The 15,163-nt window shown below is 45.7% G+C and carries 12 protein-coding genes; 11 read left to right on the top strand and 1 reads right to left on the bottom strand.

Annotated features, from left to right (window positions below; genetic code table 11):
- The first annotated feature begins 21 nt into the window (after positions 1-21).
- The 7 genes from AC5ZC7_RS27215 to bcp all read left to right on the top strand — a co-directional run bounded on the left by AC5ZC7_RS27215 (position 22) and on the right by bcp (position 7,493).
- Positions 22-702: a hypothetical protein gene (locus tag AC5ZC7_RS27215; protein WP_496162190.1), complete on the top strand. Its 681-nt coding sequence runs from the start codon at positions 22-24 to the stop codon at positions 700-702.
- Positions 703-706: 4 nt separating this feature from the next.
- Entirely contained in the window at positions 707-1,696 is a 990-nt protein-coding gene (locus tag AC5ZC7_RS27210) for a hypothetical protein (RefSeq protein ID WP_496162189.1), read from the top strand.
- 37 nt (positions 1,697-1,733) lie between these two features.
- Positions 1,734-3,500, top strand: a complete 1,767-nt coding sequence (locus tag AC5ZC7_RS27205) for an OmpA family protein (protein ID WP_496162188.1) — start codon at positions 1,734-1,736, stop codon at positions 3,498-3,500.
- 70 nt (positions 3,501-3,570) lie between these two features.
- On the top strand, positions 3,571-4,347 hold the full coding sequence (locus AC5ZC7_RS27200; RefSeq protein WP_496162187.1) for an ABC transporter permease subunit: 777 nt from the start codon (positions 3,571-3,573) through the stop codon (positions 4,345-4,347).
- The gene (locus AC5ZC7_RS27195) at positions 4,347-5,156 is read left to right on the top strand and encodes an ATP-binding cassette domain-containing protein (RefSeq protein ID WP_496162186.1); all 810 of its coding nucleotides are present in this window, start codon (positions 4,347-4,349) and stop codon (positions 5,154-5,156) included. The genes AC5ZC7_RS27200 and AC5ZC7_RS27195 overlap by 1 nt, the downstream gene beginning before the upstream one ends.
- Positions 5,157-5,305: 149 nt before the next feature.
- Positions 5,306-6,994: a peptidoglycan DD-metalloendopeptidase family protein gene (locus AC5ZC7_RS27190; protein WP_496162185.1), complete on the top strand. Its 1,689-nt coding sequence runs from the start codon at positions 5,306-5,308 to the stop codon at positions 6,992-6,994.
- A 28-nt stretch (positions 6,995-7,022) separates the two neighbouring features.
- A complete protein-coding gene (bcp, locus tag AC5ZC7_RS27185) occupies positions 7,023-7,493 on the top strand; it encodes a thioredoxin-dependent thiol peroxidase (protein ID WP_496162184.1) in 471 nt (156 codons plus the stop codon).
- 114 nt (positions 7,494-7,607) lie between these two features.
- On the opposite strand, the gene AC5ZC7_RS27180 is transcribed toward bcp, so the two are convergent.
- Positions 7,608-9,158 (bottom strand): SUMF1/EgtB/PvdO family nonheme iron enzyme, encoded by a 1,551-nt coding sequence (locus AC5ZC7_RS27180; RefSeq protein ID WP_496162183.1) that lies wholly within the window; start codon positions 9,156-9,158, stop codon positions 7,608-7,610.
- A gap of 153 nt (positions 9,159-9,311) precedes the next feature.
- Between AC5ZC7_RS27180 and porU the strand changes: the two genes are divergently transcribed.
- The 4 genes from porU to dut all read left to right on the top strand — a co-directional run bounded on the left by porU (position 9,312) and on the right by dut (position 15,163).
- The gene (gene porU, locus AC5ZC7_RS27175) at positions 9,312-12,719 is read left to right on the top strand and encodes a type IX secretion system sortase PorU (protein WP_496162182.1); all 3,408 of its coding nucleotides are present in this window, start codon (positions 9,312-9,314) and stop codon (positions 12,717-12,719) included.
- Between the two features lie 103 nt (positions 12,720-12,822).
- Entirely contained in the window at positions 12,823-13,998 is a 1,176-nt protein-coding gene (gene porV / locus AC5ZC7_RS27170) for a type IX secretion system outer membrane channel protein PorV (protein ID WP_496162181.1), read from the top strand.
- A 195-nt stretch (positions 13,999-14,193) separates the two neighbouring features.
- A complete protein-coding gene (ispF, locus tag AC5ZC7_RS27165; RefSeq protein ID WP_496162180.1) occupies positions 14,194-14,682 on the top strand; it encodes a 2-C-methyl-D-erythritol 2,4-cyclodiphosphate synthase in 489 nt (162 codons plus the stop codon).
- Positions 14,683-14,719: 37 nt separating this feature from the next.
- Entirely contained in the window at positions 14,720-15,163 is a 444-nt protein-coding gene (gene dut, locus AC5ZC7_RS27160; RefSeq protein WP_496162179.1) for a dUTP diphosphatase, read from the top strand.

Genomic DNA, 15,163 nt, shown 5'->3' with positions numbered 1-15,163 from the left:
CATGCTTCAACCCAAATTTTAATGTCAAACTTTCTAAAAAAAGCAATGGGTCTTTTTGTGGAATTTGAACCCGAAGAAAACAGCGAAGTCAGAAGGCCTGAACAGCCCTCTCTGTCGCAAAAATTCCCGCTTAGTAATCCGTCAGCACCCTCTCCGGATCGGCCACCAGGGCCAGTTGCCCTATCTGCTGCAGATATGGACAAGTTTGAGCAGCACTTCAGTACGCTGTTTGAAAAAAGCAACTTCCCCGGGCCTGATTATTACGAATTCTGGAAAATGATGGACACGCTGGAAGCGCATGTAAAGGACGAAAACGCCCGTATGGCTGCCGTGTATGCTACCCTTAGCATCCAGGGCCTCACCAAAACCAGGCTCATTGAAAGCGCTGCCCAGTACAAACAAATCATTGAGCAGGATAGAGCCGAATTTGAAAAAGCAGTTGCCGATAAAGCCAGTACCGAAGTAGATGGCAGACATCAGCAATTACAGGATCTGGAAAAGAAGATGGCAGATAATGCCGCCCTGATCCAACAGCTTACCAAAGAAATTACAGAAGCACAGGCTACAACAGAACAACTGAAGAAGCAAATGGCTGAACAGGAGGAGAAAATTGTCGCTAACCGCCAGGGATACCAGGTGGCTTGCGAGGCTATGGTCAGAAAAATAAACACAGACATTCAAAAAATAGAAACATCGCTTTAACGCTATGGAGACGCAATACTTTCCTGCTACCGATCAGGGGCAGAAACTTAAATCTTATTGGAACCGGCCAGGAGGTAAATTCGGCATCCTGATCGGATTGGGGCTACTGGTAGCCATTGGGTACTATGTAATTCCCATCCTCACTGCTGTGGTTTGGAACACCCTCAACTTTGGTATCGCACTGGTATGTTTGGGCGTATTTCTTTACTGTGTAACACACCGTAAACTCCGCCTTAGCCTGTTCTACCTGTACGAGTGGCTCATGAAAAAACTCGTAGGCCTGGTCATTGAACTGGATCCCTTCCTCATCGCAGAAGATTATATCGGCGATATGGAAGAACAGCGCGAAAAACTGTACGCACAATCTGTTGAAGTAGACGCGCAAAAAGAAAAAATTGATCTCAAGATCAGCGACAAAGAAAAGGAAATGACGCAGCTCCTGAGCCGCGCCAAAGCCGCCCAAAACAACAACATGCTGCCGGAATTAGGTAACGCTACCAGGCAAATTGCCCGTGTGAAGGAATACATCGCACAGCTGACCCCTATACGCGATAACCTCGCCCGCATTGGTGACTACCTCACCAAAGTGCATAAAAATAGCGGTTACATGATTGAAGATGCCCGCAATGAACTGGAACTGAAAAAAGACCTCTACAAGTCTGTAACCTCCGGTAACAAAGCCCTGTCATCTGCACTCAAAATTTTCAACGGCGATCCGGAGAAAAAACTGATGGTAGAACAATCTATGGAATTCCTGAAAGAAGATATTGCTACCAAACTGGCCAGCATGAAGAAAGCTATCAACTATTCTACAGACTTTATGCGCTCTATAGACCTGGATAATGCCACCTATGAGCTGCAGGGCCTGAAAATGCTGGAGTCTTACGACCCCGATAAAACATACAAACTGGACATACAGAAATGGGAACCTTCCCGCGTACCTCAACAACCTGGTACGGTTCGTACTGATAACTACAACGATCTGTTAAGCTAACTAAAACAACAACCTCTAATCAACAAATATTACAACTATGGCCGTGAAAGTAAAACCCGGTGGAAAGGTTTTTGGCATCGTACTGCTGTTAGGTGCCATCTATGCAGGAAAAGTGTTATGGTGGGATAAACGCCCCAAAGAAGCAAAAGCTGCCACCGAAATTGGAAAAGTAACCTTACCGGATGCCGCAGAAGCATCACTGAGTGGGAATGCTGTGAAGTTGCCCTTACCTGAAAGTTCCGAAGCACTGAACGGTGGTACCAAAATATCCTGGCGCGTAATGGCGTGGAACTCCCAGTTTGCACTGATGTACGCCAACGGTGGTGTCAATACTACCAAAGGTTCCCTGATCGATAAAGCCAAATTACAGTTACAACTGGTACGCCAGGACGACTGTAACAAATCCCTCGCAGACATCGTAAAGTTTGCACAGGATTATAAAAAGAATCCTAATACCACTGGTATCTTCGCTTCCTTCATGGGAGATGGTATGCCTGCTTTCTTTGCTGCATTGAGCAAAGAACTGGAACCACTGGGACCAGACTATCAACCCATCGCTTTCTATACCATGGGTAAAAGCTATGGTGAAGATAAACTGATGGGACCTATTGAATGGAAAAGAGACCCTAAAAGCGCTATTGGTAAAACTGTTGCTGGTGTACTCCGCGACGGTGACCTGAATATCATGCTGAAATGGGCGGGTGATAACAATATCCCCGTGAATCCGGATGAAACATCGTACGATCGCAATGCCATCAATATCATTGCTGCGAACGACTTCCTGGATGCCGGCGCCAAATACATTGCAGGTTATAAAGAAAACCGCAAACTGGTAATTGATGGTAAGAAAACCAGCAAAGACACCACAGTAGGTGTAGACGCTGTAGCTACCTGGACTCCGGGCGACGTGAACGTAGCACAGAAAAAAGGTGGCCTGGTAAATATCGCTTCTACCCGTGAATACACGTCACAGATGCCGAATATCACCATCACCATCAAAAAGTTTGCTTACGATCACCGCACAGATATCGAAAACCTGATCATCGCACTGGCACAAGCCGGCGACCAGGTACGTTCTTTCAATGATGCGAAAGCCTTTGCCGGTGACGTTTCTGCAAAAGTGTACAACGAGCAGAACGGCGCTTACTGGCTGAAATATTACAACGGCGTGGAAGAAAAAGACATTCAGGGTCTGACTATCCCGCTGGGTGGATCTATGGCGTTCAACCTCACCGATGCCGCTAATACTTTTGGTATGGGTAAAGATGGAATTGACCGTTACAAAATCGTGTATGCTACTTTCGGTGAAATCCTGGCCAAAATGTATCCTGAAGTGATGCCTACTTATCCTGGATATGCCCAGGTAGTAGACAAGTCGTTCCTGGCTTCTGTGGTGGCTAATCACCCTGAACTGCTGGAAGGTGCTGCGATCAAGGAAAAGTATGCTGATAACATTACTTCAGAAGTATCTTCCAAATCTTACCAGATCCAGTTTGAAACCGGTAGTGCGGTAATCAAAGCTGCTTCACACATAGTATTGGATGAAATCCTGAAAAGTGCCGTAGTAGCAGAAGGTTTGAAAGTAGGGGTATACGGTCATACTGATAACGTAGGTAATGAAACCGCCAACGAAAAATTATCTAACGAACGTGCAGATGCAGTGAGAAATTACCTCGTAGGTAAAGGCCTGCCGGAAGCCCGTATCGAATCAAAAGGTTATGGTGCATCCAAACCACTTGCCGATAATAATACGAATGATGGTCGCGCTAAAAACCGCCGCGTACAAATCGTATTAGGTCAGTAATGTGATCATTGTGTTGTCCGGGAATTCCCGGACAACACAATGCCCTTTTCATCCATACAATAGCTTGAACGTGATTAAATCTTTTTTTGAACCACTGCGTACACTCAACCGCCGTGCGATGATATCGCTGATAGTTGTAGAAGTAATAATAGCATTGGTAGCATGGCAGCTTAGCGGGGGTGGTTTAATTCCAACACCGTTGAAGGTATTGCAAACACTGGGTAAAATAGTTCAAAATCCATCCTTTATCGATGATTTATTCGCCAGCCTGGTACTCACTATCAAAGGGATGTTTATCTCGATTGTGATTGCACTGGTGATCAGTTACCTGTCAATTGTTCCTTTCTTTAATCCAATTGCACGCTTCGTTATTAAGTGTCGTTATCTTACCCTGACGGGTTTAACGTTTCTCTTTACCCTGTGGACACAGAACGGACACGAACTAAAGCTCAGCCTGCTGATTTTTGGTATTGTTCCCTTCTTTGTTACTTCGTTGCTCTCTGTAATCGATGGCATCAATAAACAGGAATTTGAGTTATGTACCACCCTGCGTATGAATAGCTGGAAAACCTTATGGGAAGTGATTATCGTAGGACGACTGGACCAGGTATTTGAAGTAATGCGTCAAAACTTCGCAATTGCCTGGCTCATGATTACCTCTGTAGAAGGATTGAGCATGAGTGAAGGCGGTCTTGGCGTAATGCTGATCCGCGCTAACAAATATGTACAACTGGACGTAGTATTCAGTACTTTGGTGATCATCTTTTTGCTGGGTATCTTTTTTGACTATATTCTTGGTAAATTCCGGGAGTGGTTATTTCCTTACACTAAACTTTCTACCCGCTAATGAACGCCAACGTATATACGAAACACGCGCCGTTGCTGACTGCGGAAAATATTACGCTGCAGTATGGCGATAAAACCATTCTCCGCAATATTAACTTCTGTATTCATGATATTCATCGCCCGGATATGCAACAGGGACAGGTGGTTTCATTGATCGGCCGAAGTGGTATTGGTAAAACCCAGTTGTTTAAAATTCTGTCCGGGCTGATTCAGCCAACACAGGGTGTGGTGAAAATAGACAGCGACCAACATCCGGTGAAAGCAGGAGAAGTAGGAATTGTACCACAAAACTATATCCTCTTTAACCACCGTACTATTTATCATAACCTGAAAATAGGACTGGATAATGCGACTGTTAAGCTGACAGAAGAGGAGAAAAAGCGCATTATTGAAGACTATGCAGGTACCTTTCAGTTAACAGAACACCTGAAGAAATACCCGGCACAGCTCAGTGGTGGCCAACGCCAGCGTGTGAGCATTATTCAGCAGGTACTTACCGGCAACAAGTTTATTTTATTGGATGAGCCCTTTTCCGGACTGGATGTGCTCATGATCGATAAGGTGATTCAGCTGCTGATCAAAGTATCTACCCTGCATGAAGAAAATACGCTGATTATTGTTAGTCATGATATTGAAAATGCCGCTGCCATTTCTGATACCGTTTGGGTATTAGGGAAAGAAGAGGGCAAAGAAGGGGCTACCATTATCCAGGAATATGACCTGTGTAAAATGGGATTTGCCTGGCAGCCGGAAATCCGCAAAGAACCGGGATTCCAGGAGCTTGTCAGCACTATTAAGAAGCAACTGTAAGCAATAATATTATAACAATTTGTTTTAGGGAGATGGAAACGCCACGGCGGTATCCATCTCCCTAAATTTTTCCCCTGCCTGCACCTTAAAAAAATGGAAGGCCACCAGGAGATACCATAAACTACGCTTTTCCCTACATTTGCAATATTATGAAGAGAGTCATCGGTTTATTTTGCTTACTACCGCAATTATTACAGGCGCAATCCATTCCGGTAAAGGACTATCCGCAAGGCTATTTCAGAAATCCGTTGAATGTTCCGATAGAGCTGGCCGGAAACTTTGGTGAGTTGCGCCCCAATCACTTCCATTCAGGAATGGATATTAAAACCCAGCAAAAGGAGAATCTGCCTGTACATGCAGCCGCAGATGGATATGTGAGTCGTATTGGGGTATCCCATACGGGTTTTGGGAATGTGTTATACATTACTCACCCCAATGGCTACACGACAGTATACGCCCACCTGAACGCTTTTTTCCCTGCCCTGCAGCAATATGTGAAGAAGCAACAATACCAGGCAGAAAGCTGGGCAAGTGATTTGGTTATCCCAGCTGGCATGTTCCCGGTAAAGAAAGGAGATTTTGTTGCCTGGAGCGGTAATACCGGTGGTTCTGCCGGCCCACACCTGCACTTCGAAATCCGCAATACCCAATCAGAAAAACCATTGAATCCATTGCTCTTTGGATTTGATATCGCAGATACCCATGCGCCAGACGTATACCGCATTGCCGTATATGACCGCGATAAAAGTATCTACGAACAGCAACCTATTATGCTGCCGGTGAAAAAGGTAAACGGTGAATATGTAACCACTCAGCCGGTCATTAAAATCAATGCTGCAAAAGCGAGCCTGGGAATAAGTGCCGTTGACCGCATGAATACCGGTAACATCTACGGCATCTACGAAGTAACGCTGCTGCAAAACGGGGAACCTGACATCGATTTCCAACTGGATAATATCGGTTACGACGAAACCCGTTATCTCAACGCACATATCGATTACAAAGTGAAGAAGGGCGGTGGTCCTTACTATCAGCTGCTTTTCTCGCTGCCTGGCAACAAGCTGGATATTTACCACGACCTGAAAGGCGATGGTACCATTCACCTGGAAGATGGAGCCGTACACGAAGTGAAGCTGTTGGTAAAAGATGCCTATGGCAACACCTCCACCGTAAAGTTGCACCTGCAACAGGGCGGCCCGGAAGCGGCAGATAAAACCTGCGCTAACGAAATGTACCCGGATTCACGCAATATCTTCGAAAATAACCAGGTAGAGTTTTACCTGGATGAAGAGGCACTATATGATAAAATTTGTTTCAACTACGCTGAAACCCCGTCAGTAAGCAATAAAGCCTATTCTAATGTATATCATTTGCATACGCCACTGGTGCCGGTACACGACTACTTTAATGTGTTGTTGAAGCCTTCCCGTAATGTGCCGGAGAATCTGCAATCTAAAGTGGTAATGGTACGTGAAGGGATGGGTAGTAACGCTTCATCCACCACGCTGGAAAACGGCTGGTACAGAGGTTCGTTCCGCGACTTCGGTAATTTCCACCTGGAGGTAGATACGGTAGCACCTAAGGTAACGCCGTTAGGTGTGAAACCTGGGGCCAATCTTGCCCGGGCCGGCAAAATCGCTTTTGCTATGAGTGATGCCAGCGGTATTAAAAGCTATCGCGCAGAATTGGATGGCAAATGGCTGCTGTTTTCCCGTAGAGGAAACGTACTGACTTATACATTTGATGAACACTGTCAGCCAGGTACACATATCCTGGTGATGAAAGTAACGGATATTGCCGGCAATGAAGGCACTTACCGCCTCTCTTTCAAACGCTAGTATTCTAATAACAGCTAAAAAACGCTATATGACAAACTTAAAGGAAGGTAGCAAAGCCCCGGTTTTTAAAGGACATGATCAGCACGGTAAAACCGTGTCCCTGACTGACTTTAAAGGGAAACGCGTGGTGCTGTATTTTTACCCGAAAGACAATACCCCTGGTTGTACCGCTCAGGCCTGCAACCTGCGTGATAATTATGACGCGCTGTTGAAAAAAGGGTACGTGGTAGTAGGTGTGAGCACAGACAGCGAACAAAGTCACCAGAAGTTTATCGAAAAATTTGAACTGCCTTTTACCTTACTGGCAGACGAAGACCACAAGATCGTGAATCAGTACGGTGTTTGGGGAGAAAAGCAAATGATGGGAAAAGTGTATGATGGTATCCACCGCACTACTTTTCTCATTGATGAAAAAGGGGTGATTGCACATATCATCAGGAAGCCGGATACCAAAAATCATACAGAAGAAATACTGGAGCTCTGGGAGCCGAAAGCATAAAGCTGAAAGCAAAAAGCCATAAAAGCGAATGACCTAAGCGGATATTAATCTTTGCTTAGGTCATTCGCTTTTATGGCTTTTTGCTTTCAGCTTTATGCTTTCGGCTTTATTGAATTATCTCTTCTGGCGTTGTTTCTTAAACAGGTTACCTGTTTTGAACTTATTACCTTCAGGGCTACCTACACGGTCCATTGCACAACGGAAACCAACAGTGTTAGTGGCCATATCGTCCTGCATGTAACGGCGGTTACCAGGTGAAAGCCAATAAGCGCGGTCATTCCAGCTACCACCCTTGATCACGTGAGATTTATCATTGATCAGGGAGGTAACGCCATAACCATATTCCACCTGTGAAAGGGAGTCACCATCCAGGTAGTTGATTACATCACCTTTCTGGTAGTTCAAACGGTTAGCACTCTCTTCGTCAGTTACATCACGCATTTTCAGGTGACCGAGACTGTCTTTTTCCAGTTCTTTATTTTCGTTCTGATAAACAGTTTGGAATTTGTTACCACGGAAGTAGTTGAAGTCTTCTCCATCGATGGGGTTCAGCGGTCTGTAAACGTCCAGTACCCATTCTGATACGTTACCGGACATATTGTAGATCCCAAACGTATTAGGATAGAAAGAGCGGATAGGACCAGGAATAGAAGCACGGTCGTTCAAACCACCGGCCACACCCATGTTATCACCGGAACCACGCTTGAAGTTGGCCAGGAACTGACCTTGCATAGTACCACGGCGGATATCACGTAAACCGCTGGTGTTGGTACCCCAGGAATAAACCTGTTTGTTCATGATCAGCTCTTCCCCGTGTTTGCCTTCTTTTTTTGAAGGGCCAGGGTTTTGACCAATATAACCCAGTGCAGCGTATTCCCATTCCGCTTCTGTTGGGAGACGGTAGTTAGGTAACATTACACCATCTTCAAAAACAGCATTACGGGGAGTTCCGTCTGCGTTTTTAAATTGTTGTTTAGCTCCTTTAGACAATTTACCGGGAGTTCCTTCGTACAAACCAGCCATATAAGACTTGGTATCAAAGGTGTTGTCGTCTGATTGGTTGCCTACATCTGCTTTAGACAGCAGGCCTTTGTCCATCAGTAATTTTTCGTTTACACGGTTAGAGCGCCATTTACAATAGTCGCTGGCCTGTTTCCAGGTTACACCTACTACCGGATAGTCGTTATAAGCCGGGTGACGGAAATAGTATTCAACCAATGGCTCGTTGTAGGCCAGTTCACTACGCCATACCAGGGTATCGGGCAGTGCATTACGGTAAACATCCGGGAATGATTCGCCATAAACGCGATTCAACCAGTATAAATATTCACGATAATGTACGTTGGCTACTTCAGATTCATCGATGTAGAATGAGGAAACAGTGATACGACGTGGAATGTTATTCCAGTCGCCCATTACATCCTGCTCCGTTGCTCCCATTGCAAACGTACCGCCCTGTACGAAAACAAGTCCTGGTCCGGTTTGCTGGTCAACGTTTTTAGCTACGCTGAAACCGCCCATTTTCTGGTCGTTGTAGTTCCAGCCAGTAGCGGAAGAAGCTTGCTTCTTCTTACCGAAAAGTCCCCCGCCGTCTTTATGACAGGCACTCATGGATAGCATTACGCTGGTACCTACGAGCAATGATAAAGAGGTTAATCTACGCATGCGATACAGCTTTAGTCTAGTATATTTACAGTAAACGCAAATGTACTCTTTTTTATTTTATGGCGAAAAAAATTAATTTGTAATTTGCTGCCATTCGTCCCTGCTGATAAAGGATTATCTATATCAACCGATCGAAAAACTGCGATTAAGATAATGAAACTCAATTATATTTTTATCGGGATATTCCTTATTACCCTGCTGGGGAAACAGGAAATACTTGCCCAAAGCAGTATTCGTCAATATAAAAAAAATTCTGTCCTGGCAGCCGGCAGCTGGTACAAGCTTGCCATCACCGATCCGGGAATCTATAAAATAGATATAGCCTTCCTGAAAAGCATGGGCATTAATTCCGGCCAATTAGCTACCGGAAGTATCCGGCTGTTCGGCAACGGCGGGCAAATGTTAGGAGAACCCAATGCCACACCCCGCTACGATGACCTGGCAGAAGTAGCCCTCTATGCGGAAGACGGAGGCGATGGTATGCTGGATGGAAATGACTACCTGCTGTTTTATGCCCCGGGGCCCCATAGCTGGCAATATAACCAGGGGACCGGCGCATTTATTCACAAAAAGAACCTCTATGCGGACGCCGCCTGGTATTATATAACAGTTGGGGGAGATGGATTACGCATAAAGACCGATGATCATCAGCCGGTTACCGGTACTCCCGAATATGCCTTTGACTATCGGGCCTTTTTTGAACGCGACAGCTTTAACTTCCTGGGCAGTGGCAAGCAGTGGTGGGGGGCCGAGTGGAGCAAGGTATTGGGACTGACCCGTAATTACCGGTTCACGCTGCCGGCAGCACCCGTCAGCCCGGTAACCATTCGTATGCGTGCAGCTGCCCGCAGTAGCGGGGGCTGTAATTTTAATGCCACCGTTAACCAGGTCACTGCCATCAGTAATCTATATTTCCTCCCGGTAACAGACAATATTTTTGAAGGGGTAGCCACCACCGCTACGGGTGCAGGTACCGCTACCGCTACCCAGGCGCAACTGGACGTAGGCGTTATATTTGATCCTAATAACATCAATGACCGTGGATGGCTCGACTACCTGGAAGTGCAGGCCCGTTGCCCCCTGGTAATGCCGGCAACCGGCCAGCTTGATTTTCGCAGTACATTGTATACCAATAGTAAACAAAACAGCCTTTTTGCGCTGCATAACGCCGATGCGCAAACGAAAATATGGGATGTTACCGATCCGGTAAAGCCGGTGTTGGTTAAATATCAACAACAGGGTGATTCACTGGTGTTTGCCGGAAGCAATGATACGCTTCATGAATACATGGCTTTTGCTGACAAGGCAACATTACAACCCTCCCTGGCCGGCCCGGTAGTGAACCAGGATTTGCATGGCAATGGCCCCGCAGATATGATTATTATTACTACCCAGCCACTGAGGGGGGCGGCAGAAAGGTTAGCCGCCCTGCACCGCGCACAAAATCAGTTACAGGTGCAGGTAACCACTGTAGACCAGGTATATAATGAGTTTGCGGCTGGCAGCCCGGATCCAACAGCCATCCGCGATTATGTAAAAATGTTTTACGACCGGGGACCAGCACCCCGCTACCTGTTATTGTTTGGTGCCGCTTCTTACGATTACCGGCAGCGCATTAAAAACAATACCAACGATGTTCCCTCCTGGCAGAGCGAAGCTTCCCTGGATGCTATCCGTTCCTATGTATCAGACGATTATTTCGGAATATTAAAAGATAAGGGAGATATTACCCAAACCAGTGTCCCGGATTTGCTGGATATCGGTATCGGCCGGATCCCGGCGCGCAATGTTGGTGAAGCAACATTGGCCGTGGATAAAATTATCAGCTACCGGCAACCAGCTGCTTTCGGTCCCTGGCGCAACCAGGTAGCCTTGCTGGCTGATGATGAAGACAATAACCTTCATTTTGATGACGCCGAAAAAATGGCGACAGTAATAGATGGAAGCGCCCCCTTACTGAATACAGAAAAAATTTACCTGGATGCTTATCCACAGGAACAAGGTCCGGGTGGCGCCATCTATCCGCAGGTAAATACCGCCATTGCCAGCCGGATCAACAAAGGTGCTTTGGTACTGAACTATTCCGGCCATGGCAGCAACTCCCGCCTGGCGGCTGAAAATATCATGGACGCCAATAGTATCAATGCCTGGCATAACGATCATAAACTACCGCTTTTTATTACCGCTACCTGTGACTTTGCGCCTTATGATGATCCGGGAATAACTTCCCTGGGGCATAAAATATTACTGCAACAATCCGGTGGTGCTATTGCTTTAATGACAACTACCCGCGCTGTTTTTGCGGCGTCTAACCAGTTGATGAATGCCAACTACCTGAAAGTTGCGTTTACCCTGGATGCCAATGGCCGGATGCCGGCGCTGGGAACCGCAGCCATGCTGGCCAAGAATGCCACCTACGGTAGCTCAGCAGATGCCGTCAATAACCGGAAGTTTCAGCTATTGGGAGATCCGGCATTAACACTGGCATTTCCCACCTGCAAAGTAGTTACGGACAGCATCAACGGGCAGCCACTAACCGGTACAGATACATTAAAAGGACTGGGTACCTATACCATTAAAGGACATATTACCGATGCGGGGGGGAATCCCATACTGGATTATAATGGTACACTCTATACTACTATATATGATCAGCCTTCCCTGCAAAAAACGCGTGGAAATGATGCTGGTAGCCAGGTAGCTGCTTATAAGGTACAGCAAAATGTTTTATTCCAGGGAACACAAACGGTTACAGCAGGCAAGTTTTCCCTTACATTTGTGGCGCCCCGCGATATTCGTGAAGGCACCGGAAAAGGGAAGATCAGCTATTATACCAGCAACGATCAACGGGATGGCAATGGGTATTTTAATAACTTTGTCACGGGTGGAATTATTGCCAGGCCCGGTACCGATATTACTGGTCCCACTATCAATGCCTGGCTTAATAACCGGCAATTCAGAAATGGGGATATTACCAGCCCTGATCCGATGTTAATGATAGATCTGGCAGACAGCAGCGGCATTAATATAGCCGGGAATAATAGTGCACATAGCCTGGTGGCGATTTTGGATAGTGGGGAATATATTGTATTAAATGATTATTTTGAGTCATCTTTGAATAACTATAAAAGAGGAAGTGTACTGTTTCCCTTGAGTGGTTTATCAGCAGGAGAGCATAGGATAACAATTAAAGCATGGGATACCTACAATAACGTGGCAACCACCACCCTTTATTTTAAAGTAACGGAAGAAGGGATGCTGGCTGTAGAGGAAGTAAGGAATTATCCAAACCCTTTCCGTGATGTAACACGTTTCACTTTCCTGCATAATCAACAGGGACAGGAACTACAACTAACATTACGGATATTTACGGTAGGGGGGACACTGGTTAAAACAATGCATAGTACAATAATTTCAACAGCTGGTCGTTATGATGGCATGCTCTGGGATGGACGTAGTGATGCCGGCGTTAAATTACCCCCGGGCATATATGTGTACAGCATAACCATCAGAACCACGAAGAGAGCGACGAGCAAGGGTGGTAAGCTGGTGTTGTTATAACCTATGCAGGAAAATATTTTTACCATTATCCCAATTAAACCCCTTTCTGTGTTATATTAATAAATAAGATTATTTTTACATCCTTATCAAATACAAAATCTGCATGATCCGAAAGGTAACAATGGGCCTTGTGTTCATTTACGGTACTTTCATAAGTTTTAAATCTTCAGCGCAAGTTCCTTCGGGGCAGTTAGATGGTCGTTCAGTACCTATTAATACCGCCGTGCCGTTTTTGCGAATTACACCAGATGCACGTAGTGGAGCCATGGGCGATGTGGGATTAGGGCTTTCAGGAGATGCTTATTCTATATATAACAATCTTTCCAAGCTGCCATTCGCGGAAAAGAGTGCGGGAATTGCGGTTACCTATACACCCTGGCTCAAAGAGCTGGTAAACGACGTCTTCCTGGCTAGCCTGAACGGTTATACAAAATTGGATGAGCACCAGGCCGTAGCTGGTTCATTACGTTATTTTTCGCTGGGTACCATCGCATTTACCGATAGAGACGGTGCACCCATCCAGGATTTCCATGCACGGGAATTTGCGCTGGACGCAGGCTATGCCCGCAAATTATCAGACCATTTCGGTATTGGGCTAACGGGACATTTCATTTACTCTAACCTGGCCAACGGACAATCCGTAGATGGAATGCAGGTAAAGGCTGCCAAAGCGTTTGCGGTGGATTTATCCGGCTTTTATACCAAAGATTTCGAAAGAGCAGATGGGCTGGTAAATAAATTAAACATCGGCGCTGCAATTTCCAATATGGGTACAAAAATTTCCTACCTGAGCTCCGCACAGGAAAAAGATTTTATTCCTACTAACCTCGGTATCGGTTCTGCCTATACCGTAGCATTGGATGAAAACAATGAGCTGACATTTGCGCTGGATATCAATAAATTACTGGTACCAACACCAGATTCAGCCGGCAGGTACAAAAGTAAAAGCTCCCTGGAAGGGATGTTCAGCTCTTTTGGAGACGCCCCCGGAGGGTTTAAGGAAGAAATGCAGGAACTGATGTATTCATTAGGGATGGAATACTGGTACAACAAGCAGTTTGCTGTAAGAGCGGGATATTTTAATGAAAACAAAAATAAAGGTAACCGTAAGTATTTCACCGCCGGTATCGGTGTGAAGTACGACATATTTGGCCTTAACTTTTCCTATCTGGTGCCATCAGGATCAGGTACACAACGTAATCCGCTGTCAAATACCCTGCGGTTTACCCTGACCTTTGACCTGGGGCCAAGAGATGAAGAGAGCCGCACAGGCTGGTAAATTTCCTGAAGAGCATAAAGCAGAAGGCATAAAGCAAAAAGCTATTGTAGCGGAGAATAACGGGAATAATATTATTCTCCGCTACTGTCTCCACTACAATAGCTTTTTGCTTTATGCCTTCTGCTTTATGCTCTTTGCTCCTTTGCGTGAAAGGCTTACCTTGCGGATTGGCAAAATGATTAAATTATTACAACTATGAGTAGGATACGTATTGGACTGGGGGTAGATTTTCATCAGCTGGTAGAAGGACGTGAATTCTGGCTGGGAGGGGTGTTAGTACCTCATCATAAGGGAGCACTGGGACACAGCGACGCGGATGTGTTATTGCATGCCATCTGCGATGCTATGCTGGGAGCACTGTCACTGGGTGACATTGGCGTTCATTTCCCGGATACAGATAATGCTTACAAAAACATCGATAGTAAAATATTATTAGCCCGTTGCCTGCAACTGATTGGTGAAAAAGGTTACCAGGTAGTGAATGTAGACAGTACCCTTTGCCTGGAGGCGCCTAAAATTAAGCCTTACGTGCCCGCTATGCAGGCAGTGATTGCAGATACACTGCATATCAGTGTGGAAGATGTTTCTGTGAAGGCTACTACTACAGAAAAAATGGGATTTGTAGGCCGTGAGGAAGGCGTTACAGCCCATGCAGTTGTATTACTGGAGCATATCACCCAGTAATTCGCAATTCGTAATTTTTTTAAAATATCTTTGTTCAATGGCGGATATTATAGTGAAAATCATCAATAAGTCAGGTAACGAATTACCAGCTTATGCAACGGCAGATGCGGCAGGAATGGACCTCCGCGCACATTTGGAAACAGCGGTTACTTTACAGTCGCTGGAAAGGATGCTAATACCTACCGGACTGTTCATGGAATTGCCGGCAGGATATGAAGCGCAGGTCCGCCCACGTAGCGGTCTGGCTATCAAGCAAGGATTAACATTGCTCAATACACCCGGTACCATAGATGCAGATTATCGTGGGGAAATTAAAATTATCATGATTAACCTGTCCAACGAACCGCAAACCATACAACCCGGTGATCGCATTGCCCAAATGGTCATCGCTCCTTTTGTACAGGCAGTGATAGAACCGGTAACTGTACTCTCTGAAACAGAAAGAGGAGTAGGAGGTTTTGGACATACCGGTAAATCCTGA

The sequence above is a fragment of the Chitinophaga sp. 9-1-y genome (assembly GCF_059511905.2).
Note: the sequence above shows the minus strand (reverse complement) of the source record. Positions and strands in the feature narration are given on the sequence as shown.

What these genes read in the sequence shown, in the direction of transcription:
- AC5ZC7_RS27215 (WP_496162190.1), top strand. Translation starts at nt 22, where the DNA reads ATGTCAAACTTTCTAAAAAAAGCAATGGGTCTTTTTGTGGAATTTGAA.
- AC5ZC7_RS27210 (WP_496162189.1), top strand. Translation starts at nt 707, where the DNA reads ATGGAGACGCAATACTTTCCTGCTACCGATCAGGGGCAGAAACTTAAA.
- AC5ZC7_RS27205 (WP_496162188.1), top strand. Translation starts at nt 1,734, where the DNA reads ATGGCCGTGAAAGTAAAACCCGGTGGAAAGGTTTTTGGCATCGTACTG.
- AC5ZC7_RS27195 (WP_496162186.1), top strand. Translation starts at nt 4,347, where the DNA reads ATGAACGCCAACGTATATACGAAACACGCGCCGTTGCTGACTGCGGAA.
- AC5ZC7_RS27190 (WP_496162185.1), top strand. Translation starts at nt 5,306, where the DNA reads ATGAAGAGAGTCATCGGTTTATTTTGCTTACTACCGCAATTATTACAG.
- bcp (WP_496162184.1), top strand. Translation starts at nt 7,023, where the DNA reads ATGACAAACTTAAAGGAAGGTAGCAAAGCCCCGGTTTTTAAAGGACAT.
- AC5ZC7_RS27180 (WP_496162183.1), bottom strand. Translation starts at nt 9,158, where the DNA reads ATGCGTAGATTAACCTCTTTATCATTGCTCGTAGGTACCAGCGTAATG.
- porU (WP_496162182.1), top strand. Translation starts at nt 9,312, where the DNA reads ATGAAACTCAATTATATTTTTATCGGGATATTCCTTATTACCCTGCTG.
- porV (WP_496162181.1), top strand. Translation starts at nt 12,823, where the DNA reads ATGATCCGAAAGGTAACAATGGGCCTTGTGTTCATTTACGGTACTTTC.
- ispF (WP_496162180.1), top strand. Translation starts at nt 14,194, where the DNA reads ATGAGTAGGATACGTATTGGACTGGGGGTAGATTTTCATCAGCTGGTA.
- dut (WP_496162179.1), top strand. Translation starts at nt 14,720, where the DNA reads ATGGCGGATATTATAGTGAAAATCATCAATAAGTCAGGTAACGAATTA.